The sequence below is a fragment of the Paenibacillus intestini genome (genome assembly GCF_030803945.1).
Taxonomy (GTDB): domain Bacteria; phylum Bacillota; class Bacilli; order Paenibacillales; family Paenibacillaceae; genus Paenibacillus; species Paenibacillus polysaccharolyticus.
In genome coordinates this window covers 846,186-865,463 of sequence record NZ_JAURUN010000003.1, presented here as the reverse complement: position 1 = coordinate 865,463, position 19,278 = coordinate 846,186, and the positions used below count along the sequence as shown (strand labels likewise).

Sequence of the window (19,278 nt, the reverse complement as noted above, 5' to 3'; positions counted from 1 at the left end):
CCACCTCCTGTAAGTTATATACGATGTACACTTGTGCCAGTTAAGCGTCCTTCGTCATCATAATTAAGAACGATATTATAAGAGGACATCTCTTCGCCTCCTGCATCAAACGTACGAGCCGTCACTTGGGTCAAACGATAATACTTGTAATACTCATAATCCGGATGATCGTAGCCTACACTTGAAGGAAAGTTTTCCTCATCCTCAGAGCCAAACTTCATCCAGATGGAAACCTTCCATTCCGATTCATAAAACAAGTCTGCCCCAGTTACACGGTCGGGGTCCTGTGTGTGCTCTCGATACAAGGAGACTGAGGGTTCTCCCTCAAGCGGCGAAAGACTGGAATGACTTGCACTGCTGAATTTGCGCATCTCTCGATGAATCAGATCCAAAACGGGAAATACGATATTCTCGTTTACGATACCTGCCATTACACCATTACTCCCTTTCTAGCCCACATCAGATCGATGACTTGAAGCATACCGCGATCCACAGAATATGTGGTCTTAATACTCTTTATCGTATAGATCGACCGTGTAGTCGTTGTTTTATCCGTTACAATAACGTTATCCAGTAGATCAAGTGCAGGATTTGCCGGAATGGATACTTGCAGCGTACGGCACATACGTTTCATGTCGAAAAAAGCTCGCTCTGCAACTTGGCGTTTGGCCTCTGTTGTTTTCGCCCAAGGTACGTTTAGTACCATCGTTCGTATTTCTCCTTTAAGCTCCAGTAAAATTTCTTTATCAACGAAACTACTCTGTCCCCGGTTCGCATCCACTACTACAATGTGACTCCTGCCTCTGGACCAATCCGTTGATTTGGTAATTGATATCAGATTGTCATATTCCGAAAATTCCGAAACTACCGGCTTGTCGTAATTGATACGTTCCAAACGATACGTACCGTAACGATCACAGTAGCTTCGATAAGGGATTTCCGAGATGATCTCCTGAACCGCTTCCGTCACCTTTGCAGACCATTGTTCAAATGTTTTACCGTATTCCTCTGTGAACGGATTCAACCAACCATTTGGCGTGAGAACTGTACTTGCATCCTTCACTTCAAATTCGCCTTCTTGGCCGGGCACTGGAACAATAACTCTCCCTGTTTTCTGGTTCACTTCAACCAAGTACGTTTCGTCGATCACATAATCTGGATATGAACGATCTTCACTCGTAGCTCTCCACCCGACCAAACCCGCATGTTTAATAAGATCCAGTACGACGGTTGATTTCACCCAGGCTGCTTTTTCAAACTCTACTGGCTGAGGGGATGTCGGAGCAACCGATGCAGCAGATGTAGCTGTGACGCTCCAGCTTGTCGGGTCGGCCAACATCTCTTGATAATACGCCCACACTCGATTCACCCAGTTGTCCTCATCTTCACTCCAAGTCATAGGTGCAATATCTCCACCTCGATGGAAGTAAAGGACATCCGCCTTAGACGTTACTTTTTTGCCTTTGGATGCAAGAGCCCGAGACATTCGTTCTGCACCGCGCTTCATCTGCTCCTGAATGCCACTATATTTCTTATCAGGGATTCCATATCCTAGAATGAAGCTGCCGCTAGCCTCTCTGCCCCTGCCCTGAGTGCCCATTACCGTTTCATGCCTACAAATAGCAAGTAAGAATTTGTGATCCGGGACACCATAAGCTGCCGCTTGCACTTGAGCGGCCTGAATAATAGTCGATGTCCGATCTGTTTGAATAGCAGCAGGAGGAAGCGGATCAGGCACATTGTCAATTTCATCGACTTCGGGGTAAGCCTTTTTCTCAGAAATAACTTTTTCGATCACCCGCTTGTACATATCCCTTGCCGTAATTTCAAGCGTAGAGTCCTCGCCATTGATGTCGATCTTATCGATTAATCCTGTGAAAACGCGCATCATATGCTGACCATATCCCATATAGATACGTATCGGTGTATTCTCGCTCAACACCCCGACATGAAAACCATTAGCGTAATACGACCAAGGTGACGGTGTGCCCTCCAGCTCCGGGAAATAAGCTGGATTGTAATCCGGGGAAAAAAATCCTCGGGGATTGGAGATTGTTAGTCTCGCTTCCCTCGCTTCTGCATCAAATACATCGTCAATCTCTGCAGCAATGATATTGGGTAGTACCTGAGTGTCCATGTATACAAAAGATCCAACTTGAATAACATCCGTTTCCGGACGATTATTCATTACAAAACTCTCATAACTATGGGTCTGAAAATAACCTTGGGAAGGGTCTAGTCCCTCTTCAGCCTTTTTGTTCTTCAAAGGAGCAGGTAACAATTCCTGAATGCGAATATAATCAATGGCCAATTTCTTATACTTGTTCTTAGAAGCCGCACTTGTATCTGGAGAAGAAGCATTCTTGGGTTTCCCCCCATATGTAACCTTAATCTGAATACGTTTAGCCTTCGCAGGAATCACAATGTTTTTCAATTCCGTCAGCTTCGTCAGATCATAAGCACCGGAAAACGAGTTTACATATGCATATGTCTTGCCATCGATAACTACCGTGAAGGAGTCCCCTTCCGACCCACTAAAATTAGTACCTAATCCGATGCTAAGTAGCCCTTGCGTAGGCATGCTCAGCTTGGTTACATCGATCTCAAACTCAACGACGACCTGCTGTTTGTCAAAGGTATACACGAGTTTTCCTCCCGAATCAGACAGCGTCCAGCCCGATTCAATCTTGGCGTAATCCGTAAATTTCAAGCCTGTCTTGTATATACTTTTCTCATACCAGCTACGTTTATCGAACTTCTCATTCAGCTTGATTTCTCCCGGGTAACCTCCAACATCGATCGGTGTCACATCACGAAAAGTAGTAGTAGCGTTACCGTGCAATTTACGCTTGCCTTCCAAATACAATTGAGGATTAACTGCCTTACCGCCTTCACCGGTTTTGGTGGTCGGATTAACACCTTCCCAAATTTCGAAATGCAAATGTCTTCCTCGACCAGCTGCTCGTTCAGCAGCAGATACTTTATGCCCGTTTGTGTACACGCCGCCTGTATTGCCCAGCGTTCCAATAACATCACCTTGTGCTACCTCATCATCCACAGAGCAATGAATATCCTTCAGATGAAAATATTTCGTAATGATGCCACCAGCATGCCTGATATTTACGGCATTACCTGCACCTTCTGTCTTACTTCTCGAGATACGAACCACTTTTCCTGACCAGGCCGCTAAAATCGGAGTCCCAATCTCATCCCAGAGATCAATTCCTCGGTGTGACCGCCCTTTGTCTCTGGGAGACCCGAAATGATCCGAAACTTTGATCGTTTTCATTGTCTTTCCCTTCACCGGAAAACATATATCCTGCGAACTCGCTTGCGTTGAGCCGTTATATGTACCATTCGCTGTTTCATCTACCCATGCCGATTGTGTATTCATAATCGGAACAGCTTCGGAAACCATATGCCTGAATTCTTCTGTTCTCCCTGGAATAAATGCAAGCCTGTCCACCTCGACCCGGATATTGGGGAGGGCATACTCTCCGAGCTTTAACCGCTCAGACAACACGCTTAAAACCTCATCCGAAATTGGTATCATTAATGTCCACCTCCTTTACTTAAATCGCTCAATCGTCCATTTCATAAAACGATCCAAAAAAGCTGCTGCCTCGGCACGCGTCATGGCGGAATTTCCCAAGAACCAGGTTTCCTCCGGATCAATACCATTGACGGGCGTCCCCATATCGGTTACGACCGCTGCGCCATTTAATTTTCTTTTCACCGGGATACCCATAATTAGCGGATCATTATTGGAAAAGGTTTCATCCTCCATCTCAGAAACAGCGATTTTCCAGAATGCATCTTTGGATTGCTCCACCCGTTCACCCTTGTTTTGATAATAAATCGCTGAAGGTCTTCCTATATCTGCAAATCGTTCACTCTCGTTTTTCAGATAATAGAACTTCACCTCATCCCCTTCAGACAAAGGACCATTAAAGACAACGGTATGATTGTCGATCTCGGTATAACCCGGCACTGTATGTTTCTTATCTTTCAATTCCACGGTTACTTGCAGCTTCTTCGCTCCTGAAGGATAGTTCCCATTCAATCGGAAAACACGCTGACCTTGAAAAGCTGTAATCTTCTGATCGATACCCCTTGTCGGCGCATCCATATCCGTAAATCTGGCATAAAATACTTTGCGCAGCTTGTTAATGAGGTGAAAAGCTTCACCACGTTGGATAATGGCATTCGGGAAAAAGCAGTTGTTATAGGTGGGATTGTCTGACTTGGCCTTGATCTCCTCACTCATGAACTTAAATGCCCCGCCGCTAGTCTTCGTCCAATAATTAAACTTGCAAGTCACCCCGTTCAAGTTAAAAGGCAGGAAAACCGATCCTCCCGGACTAACACAATACACATCTGTGCGATAACCGATCGCATTGGTTGCAATCTTTGTTACCGCTGCTACATCTCCCATGCTATCCGCCCATATCTCGGAAGGAATACTAAGTCTGCGAAGCGGCTGACCGCCTGCATACATGTATTCCTGATGACTCCGACTAAACGGATCATAAAAATACGTGGTGGCAGCACCTAGAATTGCTCGTGGTAAATTTCCAGTCCAGGAGACGGGTGGTCTTTTCCATTTCTCATCCAGAAGTGGTTCTCCGTAACTGCAAAAAGATACAACCTGTCCTGCTTTCACACCTGTATACAACTCAACATCTGTTAAATTCTTATTGTTCTTCTCTGCCGATTTATAGATCGTCTGCACACCATCAATAAAAACGTATAAAGGATTCTCATCCGTCGGTTCAATCAGAACCGGCAAGCTAAATGAGGTTTGTCCCGATGTGCCTCTGACCTCTTCGTAGACAAAAGGTTTTCCCTCCTTAAACTTGTTATAGTTAATTCCGGCTACAAAAACTTCCCCATCTTCGAGCACCATATTCGTCGCTTCCATGACATCGTTATAGAACCAATCACCTTCATTAACGTCAACCCATTTTCGCATGATACACCTCCTATATTTAGGATAGACAGAATAAAAGAGTAGGTCACCCTACTCTCGAATTGTTCGCTCCAGTAGACGTTTGGTACGCATCAGGAACGTAACAAATTCTGCTCTGGTAATAAAATCATTCGGACGGAAGTACAAAATGGGTGTCCCATCCAGTTGTGTAACAACGGTCAAACCGAGGTCAGCTAAACGTTCAATAGACGCCTTAGCCCAATGATTTTGACCTTCAGTTGTCTGTAAATCTTGAAATTGAACAGCACTTTTGCGATCATAGCCGTCCTTTTTGATGAGCGTCATTGTCAGCTCAACTTTGTATCCCTTTTGGTCTTTATCCATTGTATCCTGATGATAGAAGATCGGGTCCACTTTAATCGACTCAACAACACCAACATAGATATTGCCTTTTTCATCATAAAATTTATGTGTCCAGCCTACATACATCACATAGTCGTGATATGACTTTTTATCTCGAAACAACACATTAATGATGGCTTTATAAGAGGACACACCCATTTGATGAAAATGAGAGGGAGCATTAATCATTTTAATCTCTCTTACCTGCGGATTGGGTGAGGGGGAAGAATACGGATCAATAATTCTTCCCGCTACAGGCTCGAACTTCATACCGGTATCGACAAAAAGCGCTCTTTTGTACCGGTCGTTAACCAAACCAAATGGGTCTCGCTGAGGCATAGTTGAATCCCTCCTTCGTTCATTACTCGTTTATTATCTTGGAATATGCGTGCTTCCCATTCCTGCACCAACGTTACTAGCCATCCGATTCACTAAACCCGGGTTATTTTGTCTCAATGTTTTATCCAGAGCGGATGTGAGCTTCTCCACATCTTTGGTGCTGCCTGTCATATTATCAATATTGACGTGAACGGTGACATCTCCTGACCCAACCATTACACTTTTATGGGTATTACTTGCCGTCATGTAGTCAAAATAGTCCATCACTTTAAGCCCTGTAGGTAGATTAAACGTGGATATAGGCTTGTCCATTTTTTTGCTGATTTCTGCCAGATTTTTGGACTGTTCCACTCCGATCGAGCTTAATTCCTTCAGAATAGTCATGTACTCATCGGAATTAACATTGAATCCGCCGTTTTTAAGCAGATTTTCCCATTGCAGCTTGTATTCGCCCATCTTGACATTCATCTCTTGGGCACGAGCCTTGTTAAGTGATGTCACTTCAGCCGAATCTTCCCTGCCCCCATTCGCAGCGAGGAGATCATACATCCGTCTGTCATAATCCATCTGGGTTAATTCCAGTTGATCACTCATCTTGCGTTTTAACTCGTCAATTTTACTATTTTTAACACTATTTAATTCCAGTTCGGATTGAGCCTTCTGTTGTTTCTTCTCGTTAATTTCCATCCCTAAATCTTCTTTTTCTTTACCTTCGGCTAACTTGTCGTACGTTTTCTGCAAGCTTGCAATAGCTTTATCAAAAAATTTGATATTTTCTTGCAAATACTTTTCCATCAACGCACGCATCTGACCCGAGTCTTCACGAACTCCACTAATGAGTAGCCGGGAACGTGTTACCTGATAGTTTGTTTCATTTTTACTTGTGGAATTGCTCAGCTGCCTGTTAATTTTGGCAATCATCTCTTCGACGCCATTGCTCTTAGGTTGCGGCACTGCTCCACTTGCAATAGATCCAATTGATCCAGCTGCTGGAATATACTGTGGAGCCGGTATGTATTGTATCTGTGGCTGATTATTTTGAGACTGGGGCCCATTCTCATTTTCAGGAGTTTTGCCAGTCTCTTTGTCCATCTGAAGCTGCGACTCTTTTTTCTCCTTCTCATAGTTGTATTCCTTCGCCAGCTTCTTCTCTACCGCCGCTCCATCTTTCTCCGTCCACAGTGCCATAAACCCATCTTTGTAGTCTCCGAACTTATTGTTGGTAGCACTGTTGCCAAAAAGAGAACTCATCGTTCCGGATACTACCGCATCCATCCCCAGATTGAATCCCTTCCAGACCTTCCCCACAAAGGAGGAATCCTTCATATCTTTAAAATCCTTCGCCAATTCTTCCTTATTTGTTGCTCGGATATTTTGCTTCTCCGCTTCTGACTTACCCATATTGCTAAGCGGGTCCACCAGACCTGAAATAACATCCATAGCAAGCATGGCGCCCCCAAGAGCCGGAACAGCTTTCAGTGGCCTTACCAATCGGGAGCCAAATTTAACGAGTTTGGATAATTTCCCTGGAACCTTGATACCTCTGGCAACACGTTCTGCATTGATGGCATGCTCTGTAATAACTTTGCCATGTCTGTCTTTTAGAATAGTTCCACTTGGATCCCGGAGAGGTGCATGGTTGTTAAAAAAGGCTTTGCGATTTCCCGTGTCTTTCATATCCTTAAATCGGGATAGGAGACCTCTCCTTTTGACTTTGTTATCTTTCTTTCCTCCGTAATCTACCCCCTCCATAATTGCATCTTTCATAACATCCTTGATCAGGTCTTCATGACGGGCTACAAAGGATTTGTTCTCTGGTTCTTTCTTTTCCTCTTTTGCGGGTGAGGTTCCAGTCCCTGCTCCAGGGGCAACCAACATACCTCCAGAGCCATTCATCATCATACCAAGTTGAACTTTTTCCAATTCCTTTAGCTTAGCAATGTAGGCAGACGCATCTGTTAATCCCTTTCTAAAGGAAATGTTTAACTCATTCACTTCACTTCTCAACTTCTTCAGAGCATTATTCAGTATGTCAGACTGTCTTTGGAGCTTTTCCATATCAGATTCATAACGCTGAATGTCGGTTGCACCCAATTGAAGCTCCGTGTTTAGATAGTACAACTTGTTTCGAAGCTCCACAGCCTCCAGGTCCATATCATTCATCGTCATTAACCATCTTCTGGATTGATGTTCAAGTTGCATGATTGATGTACCCGTATCATCTACCTCACGACTTAGAAACTGGAGGTTCCGCTTCGTCTTGGCGATCTGGGTATCCAAAGCGTCCATCTCTTCTCGGAGTAAAAAGAGCTCCCTTGCATAGGTCCTTACCTTTTTCTCAGCCTCCTGCTGTTCTGTTGCATACAAGGCAGCCGCCACAGAATTCCCTTGTTGCAACGCGAGATGTTGCTTTTCGCTATGATTGTCCCGACTCTGTTTGGCATTTGTCAGGTCCGTTTGTTTCCCTAACGTTTTATTCGACAGTTCCGTTTTTTGCTGTTGGAAATATTGCAAACGATTCTGTTGCTGCTTCATCTCTTGTACCGCACCCGCACGCTGGATATCAGCGCTCTGAATCTGATTCATTGAACTTGTATCCCGGTTTTCGGAGCTATCACTATTCAATCTCGCTTGACCATATCGTTTCTGATCAGCTTGATCCATGAAGTGGCCTACCTTCTCCCAGTCCACCTGAACACCTACATTGTCCATAATGCGGTTGAGAAGATCCATATGGTCCACGACTCCACCAGCTTGATTTTCAATCAATCGCAACATGCCCAGCAGAACGTTTCCAAATGAAGCAAATTCTTCGTTCAGGCTTTGCATCACACGATGCGTCGAAATCTGAAATATCGTTTCCCATTTTTTCTGCTGTATCTCCATATGATCTGTAGAACCCAGCTGCGCAGAGCTAAGTTCTGATTCAACGACTGAGTTCAGCTGCTCTGCCAGAATGTCCACCCTAACTCGATTAGACGAGTTGGTCTGATCGTTACCCATACCTGAATTGGTGTGAACGGACCAGGCTACCTGACTGATCCAACTCGCCATTCGGTCATCTCGGCTGAGATTGGCTTCCGGTTGACTTGTTGACTGAATGCTTGTTTGTTGAAGCTCTCTTATAAGTTCATGCGCACTTACTTGAAGCATGGATGAAGCTTGAATGATCATGTCTGTCATTTTGGAGAGTTCGGAAATAGCTGCTGACCACAAGGACGAGATCTCTTCAAGACCTGATGCAGTTTGCTCCACATCGCCGTGGCCTGTTGCTTGTACTTTGGCCGTTTCTGTAGCAAAACGTACGGCTTCCGAAGAACGGTTATATTTCCTTGATCCAATACGGTAGGCTAGTCCTACGTCTTCCTGATTCATCCCATGTTGCATTGCAATATTTTGCAATTGGTTAACCGTATCTCGCTTTGATGTCTCCGGTTCAGTCAGATTCCTTTGCCGGGTAGATTTGATTTCAAAATTCTGCTCTGCTTTGGCTACTTGTTCCTCAAGCTGACGTGAGGACTCAAGTGAGCGCTTTAGCCTCGACGGTGAGAATCCCTTCCATTGCCCCATCGACAAATACTTCATCATATGTGCCACAGAATTTTCCATATCCAGGGATTGAGCTACAGAAAGGGAATTCAACTCGTGAAATGCCCCAAGGTAGAATTGTTCCAGATCCACCGTTAAGGATTCGATCCACTGCTCCTGCATGGAGTCCCTCATCGTATGCACTTTATTGATTAACGTGCGGATACCGGTAACATGTTGCTGTTTTGGTGCATCGCTCTCACCCGTATTGGATTTGACTTGGTTAACCATTTCTTCTATTAAAGAGTGTGTACTCTTGTTTTGTTCATCCATCATCTTCACCGCCTTCTATGCATAAATCCCGTTCCACCTTCGCATAGGCAAAACGGGAAATTCTTTGTTTATCCTCCAAGCGCTTGCGCGAGCAGACCAATATCCTCTTCCGATATTTCGGTATACTCCTCATCTGCAAAAGTTCTGGTCCGCTTAACAGTGCCATCTTCTCCATCTTCTCCAGCTTCCTCACCTCCACCACTACCGAACATGCGAAGAGGTGCTGTCATGAGTTCAACCTCAAACTGAATATATTTCTCGGCTGACTTACACAACGCTGCAACCTGAGGGAGGGTGTACTCCCAAATCTCCCATTTGTTCAATCCACAATGCTTATGGAGGGTGAAGAAGATCTCTCCCCAGTGCACGGGTTCCTGTGTCTCCGTATCACGGATTTCGGTTCCCTCCAAAGGCTCTCCCTCGGCGCGTTCTACTTTTTTAGTCCGTTGAGACCAATCATCAGATCAATGACTTTGCGAGCTGTATTGAGATCCAGATACTCGTCCAAATAATCTCGATTAATGATATATTCACCTTGGTCATCTTTTGTCACAATATGCGGATAATTTTTAAAAGCGATACCGAGCACATCAAATAAATCCTGTTGCCGCCGCTGATCCAATTCGTCATTGTCCGTCGGGATAAAATTTAGAATGATGGCATCAATATTCACCGTTTTCAGCAATTGCATCAGCCGTCTGGCATCCTTCAGATTACATGGGGGAATTCTATATTTACGCCGATCCCGCAGGGTTACAATCTCATCATCTTCAAAAAATGCACGCTCTGCTGCTTCAATTTCTTCAAATGTTGCTTTTTGGTTCTCAGGATCATGCTTGATTCTGCTGGCAGCTTCTTCATTCAAACGTTCCGCAAGCTCACGCTCAGCCCGTTCTTGATCTGTTTCCATAGATAACGCCCCCTCAATACATTACATTTCTCCCCACAATATAAAAGAGCCTGACAAGGCAAGGCGCTGTGAAGGGGAGAACACAGCCGCCATTGAAATACCTTGCCAGGAGCAATCATCATGAATCTGGATTAGATTTTACTTTTCGCACTGAAACGTTTAATGCTGCCGATTTTTCCATCCGGACGTTCCGGATCAAGAATTTGCAAGGAAATTGCCGATGCAGATGCAGCAGCACGTTGAGCATTAATGCTAAACGTTCCTTTGGCACGGCACATGTACAACTCGGTTTCCACACCCGCAAATGTGCCATCTTTTTGTTGGAACGTACCGTGGTGAATTACAGAGATCGGGAACGGCACTTCATCCACTAATAGATCTACCATGTCGACCACTTCATCACGTTTGTAATTCAATACGAATTCTTTGTCGTTATGTACGGCGTTGAGGACCACTACACCGTTAGCAGCATCATAGAAGAACTCATCCGGCTTAATCGTAGAACCTTTAGATGCAAGTTGCTTCAGCAATGTATTGGATTCTTTCAAACGAACGGCAATACCCGCATCTTTTTCATAGATGGTACTTGCATAAGCTGGTTTCGCTTCGGCAAATCCGGAATTTGCTGTTCCCGTAGTAGCAATCGTCTGCTCATTCAGAACCCATACGTAGGACTTGACTTGCTCTTGTACCGTTGAACCCATCATCAATTGAATGGCATCCAGATCGAATTTGGCATCGGTAGCGGATACCTCAATGGATTTGGATTTCACAAGTACATCAATCGCGAACAGACCGTCACCACCAAAAATATCTTCCAGCTCTACGTTCAGGTCAATTTTCAGATCCTGGAGTGTTCCCAGGGTAACAACTTCAATTGCGCCCATCGGGTCTGTAGGATAGCGTTTAGCCATAAATGTGCCTACACCTTTAATAATCATCTTTTTTGCCATGAATTTGTCCACTCCTTAAATGGGTATATAATCTATGATTACGGAGACATGGATAAGCTGAACCGTGGCCGTACCATTATTTGGTCGGGAGATCCAAGCTAAGACCAGGCTGCTTGTTATCCTCTCTGTGTATATAGTGTAGAACCATTTCAACATTCACTAACGATTACTAAAAATAAATCAACTTTAGCAAGAAATAGTTTTTCGTTTTTTCCAGAAAGAGCCCTTTAGTTATAGTAAAAAGACCCCTCCATTACATCAGAGGAGCCGGTCTGTTGGGCAGATGATCGATTATCTTGGCGATTTGTTCTGCACGCTCATGTATTTCAAACTCTTCAGCAGTAATCAGATGCACATGCGCACAGTGCTTGCCGTGTTCATAGATTCGTTCAGGCGTGATAAAAACGGTATCCGCAACAGCTTCCATAGCATGTTTCTGTTTCTCATATTGATCCGGGTCGGTTAAAGAATCATAGATCACCAGATGGGGATACGCTGCTTCCACCGAGTCACTTAGCCGGCTATCATTGACCCAATACACGATTCGGTTATGACCAAATAAATGGCGCACAGACTGCCCTGCTCTGGCCACGACAAAATGAGGCAGATTCTCATAGGGATATTCGAAATCGTCCACCTGATAATACTCATCACTGGAGTTAAGGTATATAACGTGGTAGCCCACTTCAGCAAGTGCTTTTAACAATCGTTGAGGGCGCCTTCCAAATCGTTCACTATGAAAATCAATAGCAGGTAGATAAACTATTGTTGTTTCGGTAACAGGCACGTAAGCCTTGGACACGGTAATGTCATCTGTAAGAGGCATAGTCGCTTCCGATTCCTTCACTGGAGGAGATTGCTCTTGTTTACCTAACAATCTTTTAAATATTTTAATCATGCTGCATTACTCTCCCATCACCTGATTTATCATTTTAATCGCATCCCTGGCCCTGCCATCCCAACTATTGTCTCTGGCAACCTGCGTGCGAGCTGCCATTTTATGATGATCATTTTCACGAATCGCTTTTGCCAGCATCTTTCCACAATTATATCGGTCTATAAAGTAAGTCACTTGGCTGTATTTATTTATAATCTCGTCCATACGAGTAGTCAGAACGGGCTTGCCTGCTGCCAAATATTCATAATACTTGATTGGATCACAACCACGAATCATCTCGGTAAGCTTGAATGGCACAATACATACATCGAATTGGGCAATATAAGCGGGAAGTACCCTATAATCCTTATGTGGTAAGCAAGTAATGTTAGGATGAACAATTCTCTTTTGATATAAAGCATTGTTACCAATGAGCACAACATGGTAGCCTAAATCAGCTATATCTGTAATCAACGAATAATCGACCCATGAAGCCATGGCCCCGTGAAAACCGACGATGTATTGGCCTTCATCTACTTTAGGAAAGTCGGATGGTCTGGGAAGTACCGTCTGTGCTTTTTCAAAGTGATCGTAATCTGCACCGTTAGGACACATAAATATCGGTTTTCCATCATGTTTATGGGCTTCATACATGATCTTTGCCGTAGTTGAGATCAAATCCGCCCGATTGAAACACCTCGGAATATAATCCTTCCACACTGCAAACTCATCTGCTGAATTGTCGAGATAATCAAATACTCTGAAATCAAAATCTTTTGCATCCGAATAATCATATTGTGCTGGACTGGAGAACCAAAGTACCTTTTTCCCCTTGACCAAATGATCATAATTCATGCCTTGTTTCACAAGAAACAGGTCCTCACTGAGCTTCTCAATGGGTCTTTCCTGCTTACGATATGTTTCCTGATTGATAAAAATGGCCCGCACTCCCTTGATCTTGGAGAACGCCGTCATTAACTGTTGCGGGCGCTGAAATAACAAGTTCCAATCGAGTGCTGGTGGATAAATGATAGTCATTTCGATGCTTTGAAAGATCTGATTTGTTTGTACCTTCTTTTTAGGAAGCAGCCAATTGAGCAATCAACTCCACTCCTTCCGCATAGACATGAACTGGCCGAAGTCGTGTATCCACGAAAAGTTCAAAACCTAATGATTTGGCTTGTTCGCAAAATGGGGCATCTTCCCCTGAAGCATGGTTCGCATATCGCACACCTGCTTCAATCACTTCTCGCTTAATTAAATATACCGCCCCGGTTAAATCAACAGGAATTAGACCTTCCCTGAATTCAGGAACATGTTGTCCCCGGATGAGGGCATTATGTGCTTTGATCTGCGGGTGATTGCGGATCAGCATCGAACAGATATCTTTGTCGTTATTCATGAGTTGCTCTAGGCTGTCTTCCGGCACAATAATATCCGTATCTACAGAGAACAAGTAGTCGCAGTCAGTGAGTAAAAACTCCTCCAACAGCCGATTTCGCAACTTTGCCAGATGTGCATAAGCATATTGCCCGCGCAGGTGTCCGTATGTTTTCCCCAGATCGTACGTTGAATAAGGAATTCGATGTTCTTGAAGAATATGTTCCGTCTGATCCTCGCTGTCATTCAGGATATACCTGAATTGTTGGTGAACCGCCTGTTGGTCAAGGGATTGCAGATGCCGTTCCAGCACCCAGGCACGGTTTCTTACAGGACTGCCAATCAAAACTTTACTCACAATTATCCCCTCTCTCCTTTTTACATAGAATAGACCGATTATTTAGATTCTTTGCACCCACATGATAAAAATGTTCATTTTCAGGAAAACAGAGAGAGAAGTCTGTTTTCCCCCTATCCTAGAATTGAAAGGGGTGAACAGGTTAATCCGAGTTGATCGGATCCTGTTTACTTTAAACAATCCATGAAAAGAAGGTGAGAATATTGCTAGGAAGTGTAGATTTAATTCGAAGCTGGCATCAGAAGGCTGTTGATGGGGAGGCGCACGCTACCGTCAGGTTCGGGGACGCCTCCAACACCATTTTGGCTCACGACGCCGTGCTGACTATGGACTTCATTAAGTCACATTATGGCTGGCTCAGTGATCCTACATATTGCGGAATTACCCTACCTCATGCAGAAGCGCGCGAGACCTTGGTGCACTGTCTGAGGAAAGCCGATTACGTGGGGCATTTAACACAGACTGAGCATTGGTATTTCCAACCGTTATTTGCCATGTGTCTCGCCTATTACAAGGTAGAACCGGCTGAAACGTTCTATGCATTTGAGAACAACTATATTGCTCGTTACCCGTTATTCTATGAATTATTTAAAACCGTCCCCATTCTGATTTGCGGAGCCAAGGCAGATCTGTACAGAGAGGTGTTGCAACGAAGATATGGTTGGAGCAACATTGTAGGAACAATTGATTGTGGCTCCTGGTCTCATGTGGATGAAGCATGTGTGCAAATGGAACAGCTCTATCAGCAATCTCCTTGGAAACTTGCGTTGGTATGCGCAGGTGCTCCGGGTAAAGTACTTACGGTGAAAGCCAAGGAACTACATACCGTAGGTGTGGACTTTGGTTCTGGGGCAGATGTTGCCATTCAGGCCGATAGAGAAAACCTGAACGCATGGGATTATCAAGGATTCCCCGATTACTGGGAAGGCCGGCCCCAGAACTGACCCGTAGAAGGGTCTTTTTTTCGGTCTATAAACAGCACTATGTGTCGCCCATCCTTCTGCCGATAATCTGTTGATAAAATAAACCATCTGCTTTATTATTGTTAAGACTCCTAATCTAACCTGGTTTAGACTTGCATTTGGGGGAGTTCTGCTAAGATATTCGAACTGTTGGAGGGAAATATAATGGCGTACTCGCAGTCAAAGACCGAAACCGTGGCTAATCATTTAAGGGCAAGATTTATGGAAGGCAATGTAGAAGGGCACGAGATCGTCGTTGCCTTGATTAGTATGGTAAAAGCAGAAAAAATTGAACTGGATGAGGTAGCTCCAATTCTTCAAACTGTTTTTTTTGAACAGCCTCAGGGCATTTTACTAGCTCTGGAAAAAGCAAGCACGCTGATTGATGATCAATTGATTGATTCCATCCTTCAGGAAGTCAGCGAATAGGATTAAACGTACATACCACGCGTGTAATACACAAGATTTAAACCAATTCATCCATGACACACCGTCCCCTATCAACTTTTTGTTAGTTTATTTCTCCCTGGACTTACTCTAATCTTATGCGAGGAAATCATAGGCGCATGGGATACAATCCAGAGGAGGGAAACGTCATCGAGCCCGTTCACAAAGCTATTTTATATTTAACCGTAATAGAAACCATGTTCGAAGTTCTTCAGTATCAAGAAGTAGATCAATCAGAACTTGTAGATTCGCTGGTCATGTTAGGATTCGATCCTATGGAAATTCTGTATGAGACGAATACGATCAGAGCATTTCAACAACTATGCAAAGCCTTTGGTAATCTTGAACTCACGGATAACGATCTAGCTACGTTTGCACAATCGGAGGTCCCACTTTCTTAGAAAGCATTATTGTCACATCGTTCAAGTCAGAAAAAGCAGAACCCTGCGTCAACATCGACGTAGGGTTCTGCTTTTTTAAATTTGGGGTTAACCATGAAGAACAGAAATCGTATAACGAACAAAGGATCTTGATTTCATCTCAAGTAGCTCTAAATCAGATTCAATATTATACAGAAAGGTTGATCGTACTATTGCATTCCATGATACCGGATGAGCGGTCGTTGATGGATTCTACCTCCTTGGTCGGATCGGTGGATTCCTCTTCCCTTCATCTTCAATATGAGTTGGAGCATCCAGAGAGGATTGTCATTATACAAGAATTTTATTTTCTGAAGGACATAGCTCACTTCAACGCTTGGCTAACTGAACATTAATTTACACTGCGTGCAACCCCCAGCACGCAGTGCCCTGCTCGGTTCTTCCAGAATCGAGGATTAACTACTTTGACCCTGTCCCTGAATCCCCTTACGTCTGCGCTCATCAATGAGTACCTTGAGCATAAGCAACTCTCCGTAGGTTAGTTTTCTTTTCCGAACCTTTTCCACCCATGTCCATTCATGAATGATTTGATCGTTGTACGCATCGCCAATATATTTGTCCAGTTCATTCCACGCCCACTCTGCATAAGCCAACACTTTATCCATATCTTCTTCATCCTCCGTAACCGCTTGATCTTGCATTGGATATAACCTTTGATGTACCTTTTGTTTAAACCTTTCATATTCTTCCGGGTGCTTAATCCATGGTAATGGACATTCCTTCCAACCCACGACCTCTTTGTGAGTGAAAAAGACTTCTGGAAAACCTCGTTGTTCAATGAGATACACAGCCAGATCAACAACCTGATTGAACGTATCCTCATGAATGCTTCCATCCTTTTCGATACACATCTCAATACCTACCGTACTGTTATTCGGGTAACTCCCCAATAGTTGCAAAGCTTGCTTGGTGTAGGTTTTACTACCGCAATGATATGCCAGTTCATCATCGGGAAGGCTGTAATAAATCGTTGTACGATCCACTGAAAAATGGGCACTTGCATAACGCCCCTTATCTCCATCGCTAGATTTTTGATTGGCAAGACTCGCAAAATATTTGCTTATATTCTTTGCCGAAGCTCCCGGAGATGCTGTGTAATGCAAAACAATCCCACGCTTTGCTTTTAACTTCAGACCAGATCTGCTGTACTTATTTAAAGGAATGTAGTCTTCGACGAGCTGCACCATTATGTATTCCCCCGATCCTCATCCTGATGATCATTGCCCCGGAGTTTAAACAACGCAGATGTAATAAATTTGGGTACAGGGAGTCCTAACTTCCCCATATTCTCCAGTATACTGATGCCTTCCGTGCCAATTATAAACATTAACATCGCATCTCTCATAAAATCACTTTCATTGCCTGCCACAATATCAAGTTGATGAGCAATGATCACGAAAACAAAAGTTAAAGATTTACGTGCAAGTCCCCACCATCCAATCCTGCTCGAAAGCTCCTTTTTATACCAAGCCGCCATCACACCTGTCATATAATCCAGTCCCACAAAAATGGTCACCGCAATCAATAGGTGATTAATTCCACCTACCAAATAAACGACAGCTGATAACGCCCACCCAAACATAACCATAAATACTGTATCTCTATGCACTGCCTTTCCCCCTTCAGATCTATTTGATGTTTAGGTTAGGCCGTTCACAGACTTCTGTCTCATCTAAAATGGAATCATCCTAAAATACAATAAATTGTCGTTATGCAAACAGCAAAAATCCCTCTTGCACTTTTGAAGTGCAAGAGGGATTACGAATTAATCATATGACTCAGCTATACGTTGTATGATCCGTTGTCACCCGCACATCATGTTCTGTTGTGCCATGATTACGGTGGCGGAACATTTCCTGAATGCGATCGAGTACATAAGGTGTTGAATCAATCAATTTTTCGAACAAGTGCGTCGAATTGTCAAGCGGCACGATGTGCACACCTTGCTTGCCAACAACCAGAAAAGCGATTGGACGGATGGATACACCGCCACCACTACCACCGCCAAATGGGGAAGCAACCTTTGCGGAGTGAGCATGTTCCGTTGTGCTTGATGCGCTGTTACCTTTTCCATCACTTACATTAAAATCACTTCCGCCTGCCGCGAAGCCAAATCCGACTTTACTAATCGGCAGAATGACCGTACCATCCGGTGTTTCTACAGGATCACCAACGATTGTATTGACATCTACCATGCCCTTGATATTTTCCATTGCAGTTTCCATTAATCCTTGAATTGGATGATCTGACATGTGACTTCCCTCCAGTTTCAATAATAAACTATATCCGTTGAGCTTAAGCAGATTAACACAAACAAGTTGTGTCAATGATTAATCAACTTATATAGGTTTTTGATCTAACCATATCATCCCCAAACTTGCAGGACTTATGTAATCAATACAGGGAATCGTTATCGCATGTTCTCGTCGCAGAACCTTAACACCAATACAATGGATTCAATCTCAGGCTAGTTAAGTTCTGCTTTAACGAGCTTCCTTTTCCGCAATGTGCCTATGCTTCTTCTTTTGCTTTGATTTGCGGCGTTGCTCCCGAAGGAGTTTAATCCACATTCGCCAGCCACCCTCGACCTGCAGCACGCGGGTAAGCAGTCTCATTCCAGCAATTAAGATGGTCGTCATGCGGATTCGCAGTTTGAAATCCAGTTCTGTTCGAAATTCCATCTCGTCGGACCATACCGGAAGAACCTCAAGGTCAGGCACCGTTTTGAAACGCATTTGGTACGTTAAGAAGCCAACAATCATGGATTTAATACTCCATAACCAACCTGTTAGCATTGCTGTGTAAGCAGCATCACCTACACCAACCGCAGTAGACCAGAACAGATTCGTTATATATACTCGTCTGAGCGTCTGTCTGACCCATACTTTCAGAGCCTCTGTTGCTCGAAGCATCACCTTGACTTCTTTTACCCAGTTTTTTACTTTTCGTTTGTTCACCTGCTCGCTACCCAAAACTTCTCCTCGGGAATGGTTCATGGACTGTTCTGTTTTAAGCAAGAAGCCTTCTTTCATATTTCGGAAAACAATGCTCGGAATTTCGTAATTCATCCGCACGAAGCCATACAGCAGTCGAACATTGATATTTGCGTAGTCATCGCTCTTATGTTTGCGAAATATAACATGAACATGAACATTTGAGATGAGGACTGCGGCAATCAGCAGTGCGATGAACAAACCGATTCCTCCAAGCCAGATCCACACAGGCCTTACCTCCAAGCCCTCGATTCTTATCATGTCTAGTATGGCATTCCTTGCTGGAAAAAATTCACGAATGCCATGAAATTCCCCAATTTTTGCCGAAATCACCATTGAAATGCCCGATATCGTATACATCATTCCAGACAACTTCACCGCTGTTCTGGAGAAAATACAAAAAGACAACGTGGATCGATCTCCACA

Annotated in this window: 18 protein-coding genes; 3 read left to right on the top strand and 15 right to left on the bottom strand. The window is 43.9% G+C overall.

The genetic code is table 11. From position 1 onward, the window contains the following. Positions 1–14: 14 nt before the first annotated feature. The 11 genes from J2T16_RS13205 to J2T16_RS13155 all read right to left on the bottom strand — a co-directional run bounded on the left by J2T16_RS13205 (position 15) and on the right by J2T16_RS13155 (position 14,010). The gene (locus tag J2T16_RS13205) at positions 15–431 is read right to left on the bottom strand and encodes a hypothetical protein (RefSeq protein ID WP_154957624.1); all 417 of its coding nucleotides are present in this window, start codon (positions 429–431) and stop codon (positions 15–17) included. Continuing rightward, positions 431–3,553: a M23 family metallopeptidase gene (locus J2T16_RS13200; RefSeq protein WP_499018446.1), complete on the bottom strand. Its 3,123-nt coding sequence runs from the start codon at positions 3,551–3,553 to the stop codon at positions 431–433. The genes J2T16_RS13205 and J2T16_RS13200 overlap by 1 nt, the downstream gene beginning before the upstream one ends. 15 nt (positions 3,554–3,568) lie before the next feature. Further along, positions 3,569–4,972 carry a hypothetical protein gene (locus J2T16_RS13195; protein ID WP_336120260.1) on the bottom strand — a complete coding sequence of 468 codons (1,404 nt, stop codon included), beginning with the start codon at positions 4,970–4,972 and terminating at the stop codon, positions 3,569–3,571. A gap of 48 nt (positions 4,973–5,020) precedes the next feature. Next, entirely contained in the window at positions 5,021–5,671 is a 651-nt protein-coding gene (locus J2T16_RS13190) for an S-layer homology domain-containing protein (RefSeq protein WP_090922372.1), read from the bottom strand. A gap of 33 nt (positions 5,672–5,704) precedes the next feature. Beyond that, positions 5,705–9,532: a coiled-coil domain-containing protein gene (locus J2T16_RS13185; RefSeq protein ID WP_499018445.1), complete on the bottom strand. Its 3,828-nt coding sequence runs from the start codon at positions 9,530–9,532 to the stop codon at positions 5,705–5,707. A gap of 68 nt (positions 9,533–9,600) precedes the next feature. Next, complete coding sequence (locus tag J2T16_RS13180) at positions 9,601–9,942, bottom strand: hypothetical protein (RefSeq protein ID WP_499018444.1); 342 nt, start codon at positions 9,940–9,942, stop codon at positions 9,601–9,603. A 20-nt stretch (positions 9,943–9,962) separates the two neighbouring features. Next, on the bottom strand, positions 9,963–10,442 hold the full coding sequence (locus J2T16_RS13175) for a hypothetical protein (protein ID WP_090922376.1): 480 nt from the start codon (positions 10,440–10,442) through the stop codon (positions 9,963–9,965). A gap of 131 nt (positions 10,443–10,573) precedes the next feature. Beyond that, positions 10,574–11,395 (bottom strand): YomU family phage tail tube protein, encoded by an 822-nt coding sequence (locus tag J2T16_RS13170; RefSeq protein WP_090922378.1) that lies wholly within the window; start codon positions 11,393–11,395, stop codon positions 10,574–10,576. A gap of 253 nt (positions 11,396–11,648) precedes the next feature. Next, a complete protein-coding gene (locus J2T16_RS13165; protein ID WP_336120263.1) occupies positions 11,649–12,293 on the bottom strand; it encodes a hypothetical protein in 645 nt (214 codons plus the stop codon). Between the two features lie 6 nt (positions 12,294–12,299). Next, positions 12,300–13,310 (bottom strand): glycosyltransferase, encoded by a 1,011-nt coding sequence (locus J2T16_RS13160; RefSeq protein WP_499018443.1) that lies wholly within the window; start codon positions 13,308–13,310, stop codon positions 12,300–12,302. Positions 13,311–13,350: 40 nt separating this feature from the next. After that, positions 13,351–14,010 (bottom strand): glycosyltransferase family 2 protein, encoded by a 660-nt coding sequence (locus J2T16_RS13155; protein WP_499018442.1) that lies wholly within the window; start codon positions 14,008–14,010, stop codon positions 13,351–13,353. A 203-nt stretch (positions 14,011–14,213) separates the two neighbouring features. Here J2T16_RS13155 and J2T16_RS13150 point away from each other — a divergent pair, with 203 nt between their 5' ends. The 3 genes from J2T16_RS13150 (at position 14,214) to J2T16_RS13140 (ending at position 15,820) form a co-directional block, all read left to right on the top strand. Continuing rightward, positions 14,214–14,954, top strand: a complete 741-nt coding sequence (locus J2T16_RS13150) for a GT-D fold domain-containing protein (protein WP_499018441.1) — start codon at positions 14,214–14,216, stop codon at positions 14,952–14,954. Positions 14,955–15,137: 183 nt separating this feature from the next. Continuing rightward, on the top strand, positions 15,138–15,401 hold the full coding sequence (locus J2T16_RS13145) for a hypothetical protein (protein WP_090922388.1): 264 nt from the start codon (positions 15,138–15,140) through the stop codon (positions 15,399–15,401). Between the two features lie 215 nt (positions 15,402–15,616). After that, positions 15,617–15,820, top strand: coding sequence for a hypothetical protein (locus J2T16_RS13140; protein ID WP_499018439.1), 204 nt, complete (start codon positions 15,617–15,619; stop codon positions 15,818–15,820). 434 nt (positions 15,821–16,254) lie between these two features. Here J2T16_RS13140 and J2T16_RS13135 read toward each other — a convergent pair whose 3' ends face one another. From J2T16_RS13135 to J2T16_RS13120, 4 genes are all read right to left on the bottom strand, one after another. Beyond that, the gene (locus J2T16_RS13135; protein WP_090922392.1) at positions 16,255–17,046 is read right to left on the bottom strand and encodes a peptidoglycan recognition protein family protein; all 792 of its coding nucleotides are present in this window, start codon (positions 17,044–17,046) and stop codon (positions 16,255–16,257) included. Then, on the bottom strand, positions 17,046–17,468 hold the full coding sequence (locus tag J2T16_RS13130) for a phage holin family protein (protein WP_244159356.1): 423 nt from the start codon (positions 17,466–17,468) through the stop codon (positions 17,046–17,048). Before J2T16_RS13130 ends, J2T16_RS13135 begins: the two co-directional genes overlap by 1 nt. Positions 17,469–17,637: 169 nt before the next feature. After that, the gene (ytfJ, locus tag J2T16_RS13125; RefSeq protein ID WP_221791547.1) at positions 17,638–18,111 is read right to left on the bottom strand and encodes a GerW family sporulation protein; all 474 of its coding nucleotides are present in this window, start codon (positions 18,109–18,111) and stop codon (positions 17,638–17,640) included. Between the two features lie 231 nt (positions 18,112–18,342). After that, positions 18,343–19,260: a DUF2953 domain-containing protein gene (locus tag J2T16_RS13120; RefSeq protein ID WP_221791549.1), complete on the bottom strand. Its 918-nt coding sequence runs from the start codon at positions 19,258–19,260 to the stop codon at positions 18,343–18,345. Between the last annotated feature and the right edge of the window lie 18 nt (positions 19,261–19,278).